Here is a 15573-nt window from a genome sequence, read left to right on the forward strand (position 1 = left end):
GAGTTATTAAAGAAATTCTCCGTGCTATTGCTAAATGTATAAGCTACGGGCGATAAATTTCAGACGTATGAAGGCGGAAAGAGAGGAAGATAATGGGGTAAAAATATAAAAACCTGGCTGTCTGGTTAGCAATGCTTATCAAAAATTTACGCGAAAGGGTTCTAAATTATTCACTGGCATTGACCATCCGGCTTCGGTAAAACTGAGTCACCCTAGTTAACCGGTAAGTAATGGATGCGCTTAAACCTTGATGTTCTGCTGATTCTGGACGCGTTAGATACCCACGGGTCTTTCGCCACCGCCGCAGAGTCGTTGTATAAGACCCCTGCCGCCCTGAGCTATATGATCCAGAAGCTGGAAAGCGATCTGGATATCACTCTGCTGGATCGCAGCGGTCATCGGGCGAAATTTACCGATACCGGCCGAATGGTGCTGGAAAAGGGTCGTTTGCTGCTCAACGCCGCAAAAGATCTGGAAAAACAGGCCGTCCAGCTGGAAGCCGGCTGGGAGCGGGATCTGGATATCGCGCTCGATGCCTCTTTCCCTTTTGAACGTCTGCTGCCGCTGATCGACGCTTTTTACGCGCAAAACCCGCAAACCCGGCTCAACTTTACCCACCATACGCTTGCCGGCTCCTGGGAAGAGCTGACCCGTAACGGCGCAGATATTATTCTCGGCGCCATCAACGAACCGCCCACCTCCGCCGAATGGTCGTGGAAAATGGTCGGCGCGCTGGATAATGTCTTCGTTGTCGCCCCCGCTCACCCGCTCGCCGAAGCGACGCAGCCGCTCAACAACAAGCAGCTGAGCCTGCATCGCGCGGTGGTGATTAGCGACAGCGCCCGCTATTGCCATCCGCTCAACAGCAACCTCCTCGCTGAACAGCCGCAAATTCGCGTCGACGATTTTGCCAGCAAGGTGGCGCTGCTGCGCGCCGGGCTGGGCTGCGGTTTTTTACCTCGCCATATCGCACAGCCGTGGCTGGAGAACGGGGAGCTGATAGAAAAGCCGGTTCTCTCCTGCCGCGAGAAAGATCTCACCTATATCGCCTGGCGCAGCGATAACGACGGCCTCGCCCAGCGCTGGTGGCGGGAGGCGATTCTCCGCGACCCGTTCCTGAACCAGCTCTACTCCTGACGGCTGAACCAGACGCTGGCGGAAATAGCGGGCAGGCTCAGCACGCCATCATGCAACGTACCGGCGCCCTCTTGCACCTGCCATGCGCCAACGTCCAGCAGCGGCGAATCCTCGACAACCACTTCGCAGGCTTCGCCGCGGTTGATGGCCACCAGCACGCGCAGCTGCTTATACACACGAGCAAATACCACCACGTTCTCTTCGGCATAAATGACCTGGCAGCCGCCGTATCGCAGTGCCTTATTGGCTTTGCGCAGCTTCGCCATCCGCTTATACAGCCCCAGCAGCACGGTATCCTGCAGGGCGGGATCCCACGGGAAGGGTTTACGACAGAAGGGATCGTTGTTGCCATCGACGCCCACTTCATCGCCGTAGTAGATGCAGGGTACGCCCGGCCAGCAAAACAGCCACACGACCGCCAGCGGCAGGCGTGCGACATCTCTGCCCAGCAGCGACTTAAATCGCGCGGTATCGTGACTGTCCAGCTGGTTAAACATCCGCAGCTGCTGCTGATGCGACAGCCCGGCGCGATAGTTATCCATCCAGGCGACGCAGGTCTGCGCGTCAATCTTCTGCGGATCGTAAGAGATATCGGTATTGGCGAGGAATCCCCACAGCGGGAAGGTAAAACCGCGGTAGTTCATGGCGGCATCTTCAGCGTCCGCCTGGAGCCACTGGCGGGCGTCACCAAAATGCTCGCCGAAGACAAAGGATTCGGGCTGCGTCTGCTTCGCCGCCGCGGTAATACCGGCAATATGGCGCAGGTTGTTGCGCGCCCCGCCGCCTTCACCCAGCATATGCACCACGTCCAGCCGCCAGCCGTCCATGCTCCACGGCGCTTTCAGCCAGTGGCGGACAATACTGTCTTCTCCGGCGTAGATTTCATTCACCAGGCTTGCGGACTGATAATCCAGCTTAGGCAGGCTGGCGTAGCCCAGCCAGCTATGCGCTTCCCCTTCGGGAGAGATGGTAAACCAGTCGCGCCACGGCGAATCGGCATGGTGACACGCCCCGCTGCTGCCGCGCTGGTGGCGGTCGAACCAGGCGTGCGAATCGCCGGTATGGTTAAACACACCGTCAAGAATCAGGCGCATCCCTTCGCGCTGCGTGTTGTGGCGCAGACGCAGCAGCGCGCCGTCGCCGCCGAATTGCGGATCGACGCGGCGATAATCTTCGGTATCGTATTTATGCACGCTGGGGGCGACAAATACCGGGTTCAGATAGAGCGCAGTCACGCCAAGCTGCTTGAGATACGGCAGTTTCTCGCTGATGCCGTCAAGATCGCCGCCATAGAAGGTGGAACCGCCCGCTTCGCCGGTTAACGGCTCATCCCACGATTTCCGGACAATGTCGCGCCCGGCGGCGTGATGATGATAGACCCGATCCTGTTCCGCTTCTCGCGTCTCGCTGCGCGCAAAACGGTCTGGGAAAATTTGATAAAAGACCTGATCGGCCACCCACTGCGGGCCGCGATCCGGCAGATCGACGGCGAACTGCTCCAGCCTCGCCGGCGGAAAACGGTTAAAGCCCTGCGGCGTGAACCAGCGCTGACGATCCGCCCACAGCAGCTTAAAACTGTAGCGCCGACGCGGCTGGCCGCTGGCAAGATTGATTTCGCCCCGCCACGCAACAACGCCCGGATGCGGTTCCTGGCGCAGTCGGTGCATTGGCAGCGAGAGCTCTTCATTATCTTCTTCCGCACGCAACGTCACCCGCTGCGGCAGATCGTCGCCGCTGAGCCATAAAGTGATAAAGAGTCGTTCCTGCTGCTCCTTGATAAACGGAGCCACAGGCAGGTGCCATGCCTTCAACATCGTCATTCCTCTCTCTTTAGAATGGGCACACCTTGCCACAGCCCACAGGCGGATGACTCATCATCACAGGAATTATTGGGGGAGGATAATGGGGGTGGAGAGCGCGCCTGCCAAATCGGGCAGGCGCGGGGGAAGCGTTACTGTGCCTGCGCCAGCTGGCGGTCGCGGCGAGTTTTCCACTGCCAGCCAGCCAGCAGCAGCACAATCCAGGCGAAACCGACGTACAGCGAGATACGGGTATCCGGATGGTAGCCAATCAGCGCAATAATAAAGACGAGGAACACCAGACCCACGGCAGTCGTGGCGACGCCACCCGGTACCTTAAACTTCAGCGCTTTCGCCTCTTCCGGCGACAGGCGACGGCGGAAGGCAATCTGCGACAGCAGGATCATGATCCACACCCAGACGGTGGCGAAGGTGGCCAGTGACGCAATCACCAGGAAGACGTTTTCCGGCATGATGTAGTTAAGATAGACCGCAAACAGCAGCGCAACGGTCATCACCATCACCGTCACCCACGGGATCCCGCGACGCGAAGTCCTGGCGAAAATCTTCGGCGCGCTGCCCTGCTCGGCCATGCCGTGCAGCATACGTCCGACGCCGAAGACGTCGCTGTTAATCGCCGACAGCGAGGCGGTCAGCACCACAAAGTTAAGGATGCTGGCGGCAAACGCAATGCCCATATGCTGGAAGGTCAGAACGAACGGGCTGCCGTCAGTGCCCACCTGATTCCACGGATAAATGGACATAATCACGAACAGCGTGCCGACATAGAACACCAGAATGCGCATCGGGACCGAGTTAATCGCGCGCGGAATGGATTTCTCCGGGTCTTTCGCTTCACCGGCGGTGATGCCGATGATCTCTATCCCGCCGTAGGCGAACATTACCATCTGCAGCGACATCACCATTCCCAGCCAGCCGTTGCTGAAGAAGCCGCCGTTACTCCACAGATTATGGATGCCGGTAGGCTGTCCGCCGTTGCCGATCCCCCAGATAATGATGCCGAAACCGGCAAGAATCATGATGATGATGGTGGCAACTTTAAAGAACGAGAACCAGAACTCCAGCTCGCCGAAGACCTTAACGCTCATCAGGTTGACGGCGCAGATAATCAGCACCACGCTGAGCACCCATATCCAGTGCGGTACCGTCGGAAACCAGACGCCCATATAAATCCCGAAAGCCGTCACGTCGGCAATCGCGACAATCAGAATTTCAAAGCAGTAGGTCCAGCCGGTGATATAGCCCGCCAGCGGGCCGAGATAATCCTGCGCATAGCGGGAAAAGGAGCTGGCGGCAGGGTTATGTACCGACATCTCTCCCAGCGCACGCATAATGATGTACGCGGCCGCGCCGCCGATAATATAGGCCAGCAGGACGCTTGGGCCCGCCATTTTAATGGCGTCAGCTGAACCATAGAACAGGCCGGTACCAATTGCGGATCCCAGCGCCATAAAGCGGATATGCCGGGTACTTAGCCCGCGCTTAAGTTTGTTACTACTTTCCATCGTATTCCATGCCGTTTTTCTCTTCAGACCTTCGCCGGAGCAGGCCGCAAAAGAGGATTACCTGAAAAACAAAAAACCACGGGACCCAAAGTCCCGTGGCTTAACACTGATTAAAACCGTCGGTTAATGCGCGCTGGAGGTCACCTGACGTCCTGCCGCACGGTCCCAGATCACCGCCAGAACCACCATCACGGCGGTAGGCATCAGCCAGGCAAGACCCTGTTCAGCCAGCGGCAGACGCGAGGTCCAGGCCGGTAACATCTCCGCGAACGCCGACGATTTAATGCCGTCAATGATACCAAACATCAGGCTGATAAACATGGCCGGCGCAATGACGCGGGACGAATTATGCCACCAGTTGCGGGTAAAGCTTAAGACCACCAGGGCGATACATGGCGGATAGATAGCCGTCAGCACCGGAATCGAAATCTGAATCAGATGGCTCAGCCCCAGGTTGGAGACCGCCATCGAGAAAATGCCGAGGATAAATACCAGCGCGCGATAGGATAATGGCAGGTACTGCGCGAAGAACTCCGCACAGGCGCAGGTCAGGCCCACCGCGGTCACCAGACAAGCGATGAAAATCAGCGCCGCCAGCATAAAGCTCCCCGCGCCACCGAAGGTGTGCTGGACATAGGCATGCAGAATCGCCGCGCCGTTAGCGGATTGATCCACCAGTGTCGCGCTATCAGACCCGAGGCGGAACAGCGCCAGATACAGCAGCGTCAGCCCCACGCCGGCCATCAGTCCGGCCCAGACGGTGTAGCGAGTCAGCAGGCGCGCTTCCGTTACGCCGCGAGAGCGCGCGGCGTTAACAATGACGATACCGAACACCATTGCACCCAGCGTATCCATGGTCAGATAGCCGTTAACGAAGCCGTTAGAGAACGGCGCGGTGCGGTAAGCTTCCAGCGCATTGCTGATCGAGCCAGCCGGCCAGATAATTGCCGCAACGGACAAAATGATCAGCGCAATAATTTTCAGCGGTGCGAGGAAATTCCCCACCGTATCCAGCAGTTTGCCCGGATAGAGCGAAACCAGGATCACCAGCGCAAAATAGATCACGCTGTAAATCATCAGCGGCATCGCGCCGTCGCCGGTCAGCGGGGCAATCCCGACTTCAAAAGAGACCGTTGCGGTACGCGGCGTCGCAAACAGCGGGCCAACGGCCAGGTAACAGACCACCGCCAGCAGGATGCCGGCCACTTTGCCAATCGGCGTACTCAGGCTTTCCACGCCGCCGCCGACTTTCGCCAGCGCCACAACCGTCAGCACCGGTAAGCCCACGGCGGTAATCAGAAAGCCAATAGCGGCGGTCCAGACGTGTTCACCAGCCTGTAAACCCACCATCGGAGGGAAGATAATGTTGCCTGCGCCAACGAACAACGCGAAGGTCATAAAGCCCAACGCGATAATGTCGCGAGATTTTAACTGATGGGTCATAAATTCATTACTGCCTGTGGATGTGGTGTTGTTAACAAACGGAAAATACCGTGTCTTCCCCTGAGGGAGGATACAGCGGTGGTTGCCGGAAAAATCAGCGGGATATGCTCCCGAACACGCGTGGGAAAGAATTGTTTTTTGAATTACCACGCAAAAACAGTCTGTCTGCGACTGCATGGGGGGCAATTTAAACGCTTATAACGTTTTAATGCAAGGCGGGATCGCAAAAGCAGATGATTATGCTAAGTCTATTTTTATAAGCGGGATTATTGACCATATCTAAGGAAAACCTCCGGCTAATCATGCGAACAAAAAAGCAGCAGACGTTCATTAATTACGCGGCTAAAAAGTGACTGCAAACGAAAATGACCAGCCGAAGCTGGTCATTGGCAAGTCATGTTGACAAGGGCGCGTTCAGGCGCTTTTTTTGGCAATTAAACGTTCCGGGAGTAAGAAACTAAAACGCGTCCCTTTGCCTACCGTACTCTCAATTTCCAGGCGACTGTCGTGATGATTTACCGCATGTTTGACAATCGCCAGCCCAAGACCGCTGCCGCCGGTTTGCCGCGAACGCGCCTTATCCACGCGATAGAAGCGCTCGGTCAGACGCGGAATGTGCTCGGGCGCAATCCCTGGACCGTTATCCTCGACGCTGAACAACGCGCCATGCGGCGCCCGTTGCCAGCTGACGGTAATCTCCGTCCCCGCTGGCGTATGGTTAATCGCGTTATACACCAGATTGGACATCGCGCTACGCAGCTGCTCTTCGTTGCCCAGCACCAGCAGCGTCTCATCGACGTGGAAGTGGAGCGTCTGCTTCTGCTGGCTGAGCGTCTGGGCTTCTCGCTCCACCACCCGCAGCATCATCGGCACGTCGATTTTGTCATTCATGGCCAGCGTCGGCGCCGCTTCAATCCGCGACAGCGTCAGCAGCTGCTTGACTAACCCCTCCATGCGCTGGGTTTGCTCGCGCATCGTATGCAGCGCTTTTTCGCGCGTCATCCCTTCCAGCACCTGCTCCTGCATCATCTCCAGATAGCCCTGCAGTACCGTTAACGGCGTGCGAAGCTCATGGCTGACGTTGGCAAAAAAGTTGCGCCGCGCGCCTTCCAGCTGGTGCATCTGCGTCACATCGCGCGCCACCATCAGCCACTGTTTGTCGCTGTAGGGCATGACGCGGATCTCCAGATGACGAGCAGTATTGAGGACCAGATTGAGCGGCTTTGAGAAATCCCTGTTTTTGAGGTAGTGAGCAAATTCAGGGTAGCGCAGGAGGTTAAGAATATTTTGTCCACTGTCGTCCGGCCAGCGCAGATTGAGGATCTGCTGAGCCAGACCATTACACCAGAAGATGGCCCCCTCCTCCGTCGTCAGCACCACCGCATCGGGCAACGACTCCGCCCCGCTACGAAAGCGTTTGATCAGACTGCCCAGTTCGCGTCGGCGCTTTTTATTGCGCATCTGCATCTGGTGAAGGCCGTAGAGCAGCGGTTCCCAGCTGCCGCTTCCCGGCGGTGGCGTCATGCTACGGTCGACCCATAGCCACCATGAAAGACGTAATAAATTCCAGAAATGCCAGATGAGAAGTCCGGTTACTGCCGCCAGCAAAAACCACGGCAGATAACCCACCACCGCCCCAAGAATCAGGGCCGGGATACAACATAAGAAAAGCTCAAGCGCCAGCCTTTTCCATGACAGCCGTTCCAGCACGGTTCACACTCCTGTCGAGATTCAGAAACGGGCGGAGAAACGATATCCCGTGCCGCGGACCGTTTGTACCATCCGGTCATGGCCGCTATGTTCCAGCGCTTTACGCAGACGGCGAATATGCACATCCACCGTTCTGTCTTCTACATACACGTTCGTCCCCCAGACGTGATTCAGCAGCTGTTCGCGACTGTAGACGCGTTCCGGGTGAGTCATAAAGAAGTGTAGCAATTTAAACTCCGTCGGCCCCATGTCCAGCGGACTTTCTCCGGTCATCACGCGATGGGAAGAAGGGTCAAGGCTAAGCCCTTGCATTTCAATCACTTCTTCCACAGCCATCGGCGAAATACGGCGCATCACCGCTTTGATTCGCGCCACCAGCTCTTTCGGTGAAAAAGGCTTAGTGATGTAATCATCGGCGCCGGTTTCCAGACCACGTACGCGATCCTCTTCTTCACCGCGGGCGGTGAGCATGACGACCGGGATATCGCGGGTCATCGCCTCACGCTTGAGCAGCTTGATAAACTGGAGACCCGATCCGCCCGGCAGCATCCAGTCGAGGAGAATCAAATCAGGCCAGGGTTCATTGAGTTGATTCACCGCACTGTCATAATCTTCCGCCTCGACGGGCTGAAAGCCGTTTTGCTCAAGAACAAAGCAGACCATTTCGCGGATCGGAGCTTCATCTTCAACGACCAGAATTCTTCTCGCCATTATTTACCCTGTATTTTTTAGCCATCAGTATAGAGTGCGGCGCCATTATGCGTCAGTTTTGTGACAGATTTATGAAGAAAATGACCGTCATATGATAGCGGATTTTGAATAATGACAAGGAGTAACAATCGATCCTGCAGGCGTTAAAGGGACAACCTGCCGGATGACAGGTATATAATGCGCCCATGCTTTTTCGCCAGGGAATACTTATGCGCATCATCCACACCTCTGACTGGCACCTTGGCCAGAATTTTTACAGCAAGAGCCGCGCCGCCGAACACTCGGCCTTTCTCGACTGGCTGCTGACCAGCGCGCAGGCGCACGAGGTCGATGCCATTATTGTCGCCGGCGACATCTTTGATACCGGCTCGCCGCCAAGCTACGCTCGCGAGCTGTATAACCGCTTTGTGGTTCAGCTTCAGCAGACCGGCTGCCAGCTGGTGGTACTGGCGGGCAACCACGATTCGGTGGCGACGCTGAATGAATCCCGCGATATTCTGGCCTTTCTGAAAACCACGGTGGTGGCCAGCGCCGGCCATGCCCCCTTTATTCTGCCGCAGCGCGACGGCACCCCCGGCGCCATATTTTGCCCGGTCCCCTACCTGCGCCCGCGCGAGCTGGTCACCAGCCAGGCCGGACACTCCAGCGGCGAAAAACAGCAGCTGCTGTTGAACGCCATCAGCGACTATTATCAGCAGCAGTACGAAGCTGCCTGCGCCCTGCGCGGCGATCGTCCGCTGCCGATCGTCGCCAGCGGCCACCTGACCACCGTCGGCGCCAGCAAAAGCGATGCGGTGCGCGATATCTACATCGGCACGCTGGAGGCATTTCCCGCCAGCCATTTTCCCCCCGTTGATTATATTGCCCTCGGCCATATTCACCGGGCGCAAAAGATTGGCGGCAGCGAACATATTCGCTACAGCGGCTCCCCCATCGCCCTCAGCTTTGATGAGACAGGAAAAAGCAAAAGCGTCAATCTGGTGACCTTCACCGACGGGCAACTGACGGAGGTGCTTCCTCTGACGGTGCCGGTGACGCAGCCGCTGGCGGTGCTGAAAGGCGATTTCTCCAGCATCAGCGAACAGCTCACCCAGTGGCGGGACGCCCCTCAGGAGCCGGTCGTCTGGCTGGATATTGAAATTACCAGTGACGAATATCTCCATGATATTCAGCGCAAAATTCAGGCTCAGACCGAAGATCTGCCGGTGGAAGTGCTGCTGGTTCGCCGCAGCCGCGCCCAACGTGAACGCATCCTGGCGGGCGAGCGGCGGGAGACGCTGAGCGAACTGCAGGTCGAGGAGGTGTTTGAACGCCGCCTGGCGCAGGAAACGCTGGAAGAGGCGCAGCAGCTGCGCCTGACGCAGCTGTTCAACGAAACGCTGCATAGTCTGAATGGTGAGGAGCACCTGTGAAAATTCTGAGTTTGCGCCTGAAAAATATCAACTCGTTAAAAGGCGAATGGAAAATCGACTTCACCGCAGAACCGTTCGCCAGCAACGGGCTGTTTGCCATCACCGGCCCCACCGGCGCCGGGAAAACCACTCTGCTGGACGCTATCTGCCTCGCGCTGTATCACGAAACGCCGCGTCTGAGCAGCGTCTCGCAATCGCAAAACGATCTGATGACCCGCGATACCGCCGAATGTCTGGCGGAAGTGGAATTTGAGGTCAAAGGGACCGCCTATCGCGCCTTCTGGAGCCAGAACCGCGCCCGCAATCAGCCGGAGGGCAACCTGCAGGCCCCGCGCGTTGAACTGGCGCGCTGCGACGATGGGCAGATCCTCGCCGATAAAGTCAAAGATAAGCTCGAACTTACCGCTTCGCTCACCGGACTGGATTACGGTCGCTTTACCCGCTCAATGCTGCTTTCGCAAGGCCAGTTCGCCGCGTTCCTCAATGCCAAACCGAAAGAACGCGCTGAGCTGCTGGAAGAGCTGACCGGCACCGAAATCTACGGTCAAATTTCAGCACAGGTGTTTGAAAAGCATAAACTTGCCCGCAATGAACTGGAGAAACTTCAGGCCCAGGCGTCCGGCGTTCTGCTGCTGAGCGATGAGCAACAGCAGGCGTTACAGCAAAGTTTGCAAGCACTTACTGATGAAGAGCGTCTACAGCTCGCTGAGCAAACCCGCCTGCAGGCGACGCAGCAGTGGCTGCTGCGCCAGCAGGAGCTCAGCGCGGAAGCCTCGCAGTCGCAGATCCGGCTACAGGAGGCGCAGCAGGCGCTGGATCAGGCCCAGCCGCAGCTCGCGGCGCTGCTCAACGCGCAGCCGGCAGAGCAGCTGCGTCCGCTGTGGACCCGGCAGCAGGAGCAAAGCGCCGAGCTGGCGCAAACCCACCGCCAGGTGGAGGAAGTGAATACTCGCTTACAGGACAGGCTGCGGCTGCGCGCCGGGATTCGCCTTGCCGCCAGCCGGCAGATGACGCGCTTACAGGATACCCATCACGCCCTCAACCTGTGGCTTAAAGAACACGATAGCTATCGCCAGTGGGGAAACTCGCTGGCGGGCTGGCGGGCCGTCTTCCAGCAGCAGGCGCGCGATGCCCAACAGCAGAACGCCGTGCAGCAGAGCCTGGCGGAAACCACTCGCAAGCTTTCGGAGCTGCCGCCTGCGGCGCTGACGCTGGATGCCGACCAGGTTACCGCCAGCCTGGCGCAGCACGCCGCCGCTCGCCCGCTGCGCCAGCAGCTTTCAACGCTGCACAGTCGCCTGTTGCCGCTTCGTCAGCGTCAGCAGCAGTTGCAAACCGCGGAGCAGGCTCGCCGCGAGGAGCAGGAAAAGCTGGAAACAACCCTGGCCCAGCGCCGGCTGGCATACAAAGAAAAACATCAGCAATTCAGCGATGTGAAGGCTATTTGTGAGCTGGAAGCGCGCATTGTCGGGCTGGAGGAAGAGCGCGCTCGCCTGCAGCCCGGGAGCCCTTGTCCACTGTGCGGTTCCAGCGAACACCCGGCGGTCGCGCAATACCGGGCGCTGGAACCCGGCGTGAATCAGGCCCGCCGGGATAGTCTGGAGCGTGAAGTCAAACAGCTGACGGAAGAAGGCGCCCAGCTACGCGGTCAGCTTGAGGCACTGCTTAAACAACAGGTTAAAGAGAAAGAAGAGCTGGACTCACTCCTCCAGCAGGAGCAAGCGCTCACCTCGCAATGGCAGACAACCGTCAGCGGACTCCATTGCGAACTGCAGCCGCAGGATGATATTCCCGGCTGGCTGGCGGCCCAGCAGGAGAGCGAACAGCAGCTGTATCAGCACCAGCAGCGACTGGCCTGGCAGGCCCAGCAGCAGGCGGGCGAGCAACAGCTCAGGCAGCTCCAGCAGGAGCAGGAACAACGGCGCGCGCAGCTGGAGGCGGAACTCTCGCCCTTCGCGCTCAGCGTTCCGCAGGCCGATCGGACGGCGGAGTGGCTGGCGCAGCGGGAAGCAGAGAGCCGCCTGTGGCAGGAAAAACAGAATCAATTTGTTGCGCTTCAGGATCAGCTTCAACAGCTGACGCCGCTGCTGGATACGCTTCCGCAGACAGAGCCGGAGTCCCTTCCGCCAACGGACGAGATAGCCGATCCGGCGCCGCTGACGGGCTGGCGTCAGGTGCACGACGACTGTCTGGCATTGCAAAGCCAGTGGCGGACGCTGAGCCAGCAGGAGAGCCAGCAGCAGGAAGCGCTGCGGGAGACGCAAACCCGGTTCGCTGCCGCACTCTCCAGCAGCCCGTTTGCCGACCAGCAGGCCTTTCTCGCTGCCATGCTCGACGAAGAGACGCGCCAGCGGCTGGAGCGGCTTAAACAGACGCTGGAAAATGCGGTACAGCAAAATAACGCCCTGGCGCTGCGCGCCCGCGATGCGCTTGCCCGGCATCAGCAGCAACCGCCGGCAGACGTCGACCTCACCCAACCGCTGGAGCAGGTCCAGGCCCGTCTGCTCCAGCTGGCGCCGCAGCTGCGGGAAAACAGCGCCCGCCAGGGAGAGATCCGCCAACAGCTGAAACAGAACGCCGGGAACCAGCAACGCCAGCAGACATTACATCAGGAGATCGCGCTGGCCGGGCAGCAGCTCGAGGACTGGGCATGGCTTAATGCGCTGATCGGTTCTAAAGAGGGCGATAAGTTCCGTAAATTCGCCCAGGGGCTAACGCTGGATAACCTGGTCTGGCTGGCGAACCATCAGCTCAATCGCCTGCACGGGCGCTACCAGCTTCAGCGCAAGGCCAGCGAAGCACTGGAGCTGGAAGTGGTTGATACCTGGCAGGCGGATGCGGTACGCGATACCCGAACCCTCTCCGGCGGTGAAAGCTTCCTTGTCAGCCTGGCGCTGGCGCTGGCGCTGTCCGATCTGGTGAGCCACAAAACGCGCATCGATTCACTGTTTCTTGATGAAGGGTTCGGCACGCTCGATAGCGAAACGCTCGATACTGCGCTGGATGCGCTCGACGCCCTGAATGCCAGCGGCAAGGTGATCGGCGTGATAAGCCACGTTGAAGCAATGAAAGAACGGATTCCGGTGCAGATCAAAGTTAAGAAAATCAACGGCCTTGGCTACAGCCGGCTGGATAAAATGTTTTCCGTCGAGTAACCCCCGGCGATTCCTCCGCTGAAGACCTTTCCCTTAGGGGAAAGGTCGTATTTCCCCCGGCGCATTATTCCTGCCGCCACTTCACGAATTATCTTGATCATGCACGAATATGCATGTTAATTTCATCTCTCTTTCCTTAATGAGAACAAACAGGCATAGACATGACATTTCAGGCACCCAAAAGCGGAAAAATCGATTAACACCGTCATTCGTGCACAAACGCGCAGATCAACATACCCGACAGGTACGCGCCAGGTAAAAGCGCCTTTCCGGATATCCATCGGGTTTCCCGTCTTCCCGCTCATATATTAAGAAGGTCTTAGAGATGAAAAGTTGTCTTATTCTGGTTGCGGGCCCCGTCCGCAGCGGTACCAATAATCACCCGGAACTGATTGCTGCCAACCTGGACGCCATGGCACAGGTTGCGCTGAGTATTTATCGTAAAGGGCATATTCCTGTTATTGGCGAGTGGCTCGCTTTACCTATTGCCAAAGCCGCAGGTTCAAAAGAAACAGGCGATCCGATCAGCGAAGAGTTTTTATATCCCGTCGCGCATCGTTTGATTAGCCGCTGCGACGCGATTTTGCGTATACCGGGGGAGTCCCGGGGTGCCGATCTTGATGTCGAGGAAGGGAAAAAAAGGGGACTGCCGATTTATTATCGCCTCGACGAGATCCCCGTTCTGTAATTCCCCCCGTTGCACCTGCTGAGCAGGGCAACGGGGTCACGCTGCTTTACAGCGGCCACAGCCAGGCCGCGCCGCGCACGCCGCTGGAATCGCCGTGTACGGCTTTTCGAATCGGCGTCTCGCACTCCCCGCCGAATACCCATGGTTTCACCAGCTCAGGCACCGTCTGGTAGAGGCGTTCAACGTTGCTCATGCCGCCGCCGAGGACTATCACATCCGGATCGAGGATATTGACCACGTGGGCCAGCGACTTCGCCAGACGCATCTCGTAGCGCTTCAGCGCCTGTTCGGCCAACGGATCCTGCTCGCCAACCCGCTGCATAATCGCATTGCCCGTTAGCGACTGGCCGCTCAGACGCTGGTAATCCGTGGCAAAACCGGTACCGGAGATAAAGGTTTCGATACATCCCTGCTTACCGCAATAGCACGGCACTTCGGCGCGATAGCGCAGTTCATCCTCATCCATCCACGGTAGCGGGTTATGCCCCCACTCCCCGGCGGTACCGTTGCCGCCAATGTGGGAACGGCCATTTATCGCCACTCCCGCGCCGCATCCGGTGCCGATAATCACCGCAAACACGGTCTGCGCCCCGGCGGCGGCGCCGTCTACCGCTTCGGAAACCGCCAGGCAGTTGGCATCATTCGCCAGGCGTACTTCGCGATTTAAGCGCTGGCTCAGATCGTTATCAAACGGCTGACCGTTGAGCCAGGTAGAATTGGCATTTTTCACTACCCCGGTATAGGGTGAAATCGACCCCGGGATCCCGACGCCAACGCTGCCGCGCTGCCCGGTGGCCTGCTCCGCCATCCCGACCAGCGTCGCGATATTCTCTATCGTTTGCCGGTAATCCTCTCGTGGAGTCGGCAAACGGTGGCGAAATAACTGCTCTCCCTGGTCACTCAGAGCAATGACTTCTGTTTTTGTGCCGCCCAGATCAATACCAATACGCACTGTAAGCTCCTCTCCCCGATTAACAATGCAAGCATAGCGACAATTCGCTATCATGCCCGCTGGATTTAACGACAACGCCGTGGAAATTATCATGCTGTGGTTCAAAAATTTAATGGTTTACCGTCTCAGCCGCGAGATTTCATTGCGTGCCGAGGAGATGGAAAAACAGCTGGCCGGGCTGACATTTACCCCTTGTGGTAGCCAGGATATGGCGAAGACCGGCTGGGTATCGCCGATGGATTCGCACAGCGATGCGCTGACGCATACCGCAAATGGCCAGATCGTGATCTGCGCACGCAAAGAAGAGAAGATCCTGCCGTCACCGGTGATCAAACAGGCGCTGGAGGCGAAGATCCTCAAGCTGGAAGCCGATCAGGGCCGTAAGCTGAAAAAAACCGAGAAAGATTCGCTGAAAGACGAAGTGTTGCACTCGCTGCTGCCGCGCGCCTTCAGCCGTTTCAGCCAGACAATGATGTGGATCGACACCGTCAACGGGCTGATCATGGTCGACTGCGCCAGCGCCAAGAAAGCGGAAGATACGCTGGCGCTGCTGCGTAAAACCTTAGGTTCTCTGCCGGTCGTTCCGCTGGCGCTGGAAAACCCGATCGAGCTGACGTTGACCGAATGGGTCCGCTCCGGGACCGTTGCTCAAGGTTTCCAGCTGCTGGATGAAGCCGAACTGAAAGCCATGCTTGAAGACGGCGGCGTCATTCGGGCGAAGAAACAGGATCTGGTCAGCGATGAAATCGCCGTGCATATTGAAGCCGGGAAAGTCGTGACCAAACTGGCGCTCGACTGGCAGCAGCGTATTCAGTTCCTGATGTGCGATGATGGTTCAATCAAACGTCTGAAGTTCTGCGACGAACTGCGTGACCAGAATGAAGATATTGACCGGGAAGATTTCGCTCAGCGTTTTGACGCCGACTTTATTCTGATGACCGGCGAACTGGCGGCATTGATTCAGAATCTGGTGGAAGCTCTGGGCGGAGAAGCACAGCGCTAATCAGCGCCGGGTGCGCCCGACAAAGCGGGCAACATGC

11 protein-coding genes are annotated in these 15573 nt (G+C 57.9%); 5 read left to right on the forward strand and 6 right to left on the reverse strand.

Annotation, left to right across the window (positions count from 1 at the left end; all coding sequences use genetic code 11):
• Positions 1-234: 234 nt before the first annotated feature.
• Positions 235-1137, forward strand: coding sequence for a LysR substrate-binding domain-containing protein (locus GRPL_RS01330; protein ID WP_032696560.1), 903 nt, complete (start codon positions 235-237; stop codon positions 1135-1137).
• Here the strand turns inward: GRPL_RS01330 and malZ are convergent.
• The 5 genes from malZ to phoB all read right to left on the reverse strand — a co-directional run bounded on the left by malZ (position 1128) and on the right by phoB (position 8326).
• A complete protein-coding gene (gene malZ / locus GRPL_RS01325) occupies positions 1128-2951 on the reverse strand; it encodes a maltodextrin glucosidase (RefSeq protein WP_032700703.1) in 1824 nt (607 codons plus the stop codon). The genes GRPL_RS01330 and malZ overlap by 10 nt on opposite strands.
• 137 nt (positions 2952-3088) lie before the next feature.
• The gene (gene proY / locus GRPL_RS01320; protein ID WP_032689280.1) at positions 3089-4462 is read right to left on the reverse strand and encodes a proline-specific permease ProY; all 1374 of its coding nucleotides are present in this window, start codon (positions 4460-4462) and stop codon (positions 3089-3091) included.
• A gap of 123 nt (positions 4463-4585) precedes the next feature.
• Positions 4586-5905: a branched-chain amino acid transporter carrier protein BrnQ gene (gene brnQ / locus GRPL_RS01315; protein ID WP_032689281.1), complete on the reverse strand. Its 1320-nt coding sequence runs from the start codon at positions 5903-5905 to the stop codon at positions 4586-4588.
• Positions 5906-6319: 414 nt separating this feature from the next.
• Entirely contained in the window at positions 6320-7615 is a 1296-nt protein-coding gene (gene phoR, locus GRPL_RS01310) for a phosphate regulon sensor histidine kinase PhoR (protein WP_032696562.1), read from the reverse strand.
• Positions 7616-7636: 21 nt separating this feature from the next.
• The gene (gene phoB / locus GRPL_RS01305) at positions 7637-8326 is read right to left on the reverse strand and encodes a phosphate response regulator transcription factor PhoB (RefSeq protein ID WP_004204861.1); all 690 of its coding nucleotides are present in this window, start codon (positions 8324-8326) and stop codon (positions 7637-7639) included.
• Positions 8327-8535: 209 nt separating this feature from the next.
• On the opposite strand from phoB, the gene sbcD reads away from it, so the two are divergent.
• The 3 genes from sbcD to GRPL_RS01290 all read left to right on the forward strand — a co-directional run bounded on the left by sbcD (position 8536) and on the right by GRPL_RS01290 (position 13581).
• Positions 8536-9738, forward strand: coding sequence for an exonuclease subunit SbcD (gene sbcD / locus GRPL_RS01300; protein WP_032700704.1), 1203 nt, complete (start codon positions 8536-8538; stop codon positions 9736-9738).
• The gene (gene sbcC / locus GRPL_RS01295; RefSeq protein ID WP_032700705.1) at positions 9735-12893 is read left to right on the forward strand and encodes an exonuclease subunit SbcC; all 3159 of its coding nucleotides are present in this window, start codon (positions 9735-9737) and stop codon (positions 12891-12893) included. Before sbcD ends, sbcC begins: the two co-directional genes overlap by 4 nt.
• A gap of 325 nt (positions 12894-13218) precedes the next feature.
• A complete protein-coding gene (locus GRPL_RS01290) occupies positions 13219-13581 on the forward strand; it encodes an NUDIX hydrolase (RefSeq protein ID WP_032689285.1) in 363 nt (120 codons plus the stop codon).
• 46 nt (positions 13582-13627) lie between these two features.
• Here the strand turns inward: GRPL_RS01290 and mak are convergent, their stop codons facing one another.
• Positions 13628-14533, reverse strand: coding sequence for a fructokinase (gene mak / locus GRPL_RS01285; RefSeq protein WP_032689286.1), 906 nt, complete (start codon positions 14531-14533; stop codon positions 13628-13630).
• Positions 14534-14624: 91 nt separating this feature from the next.
• Here mak and rdgC point away from each other — a divergent pair, with 91 nt between their 5' ends.
• Complete coding sequence (gene rdgC / locus GRPL_RS01280) at positions 14625-15536, forward strand: recombination-associated protein RdgC (RefSeq protein ID WP_032700753.1); 912 nt, start codon at positions 14625-14627, stop codon at positions 15534-15536.
• Positions 15537-15573: the final 37 nt, after the last annotated feature.

The sequence above is a fragment of the Klebsiella planticola ATCC 33531 genome, from assembly GCF_000735435.1.
Taxonomy (GTDB): Bacteria; Pseudomonadota; Gammaproteobacteria; order Enterobacterales; family Enterobacteriaceae; genus Klebsiella; species Klebsiella planticola.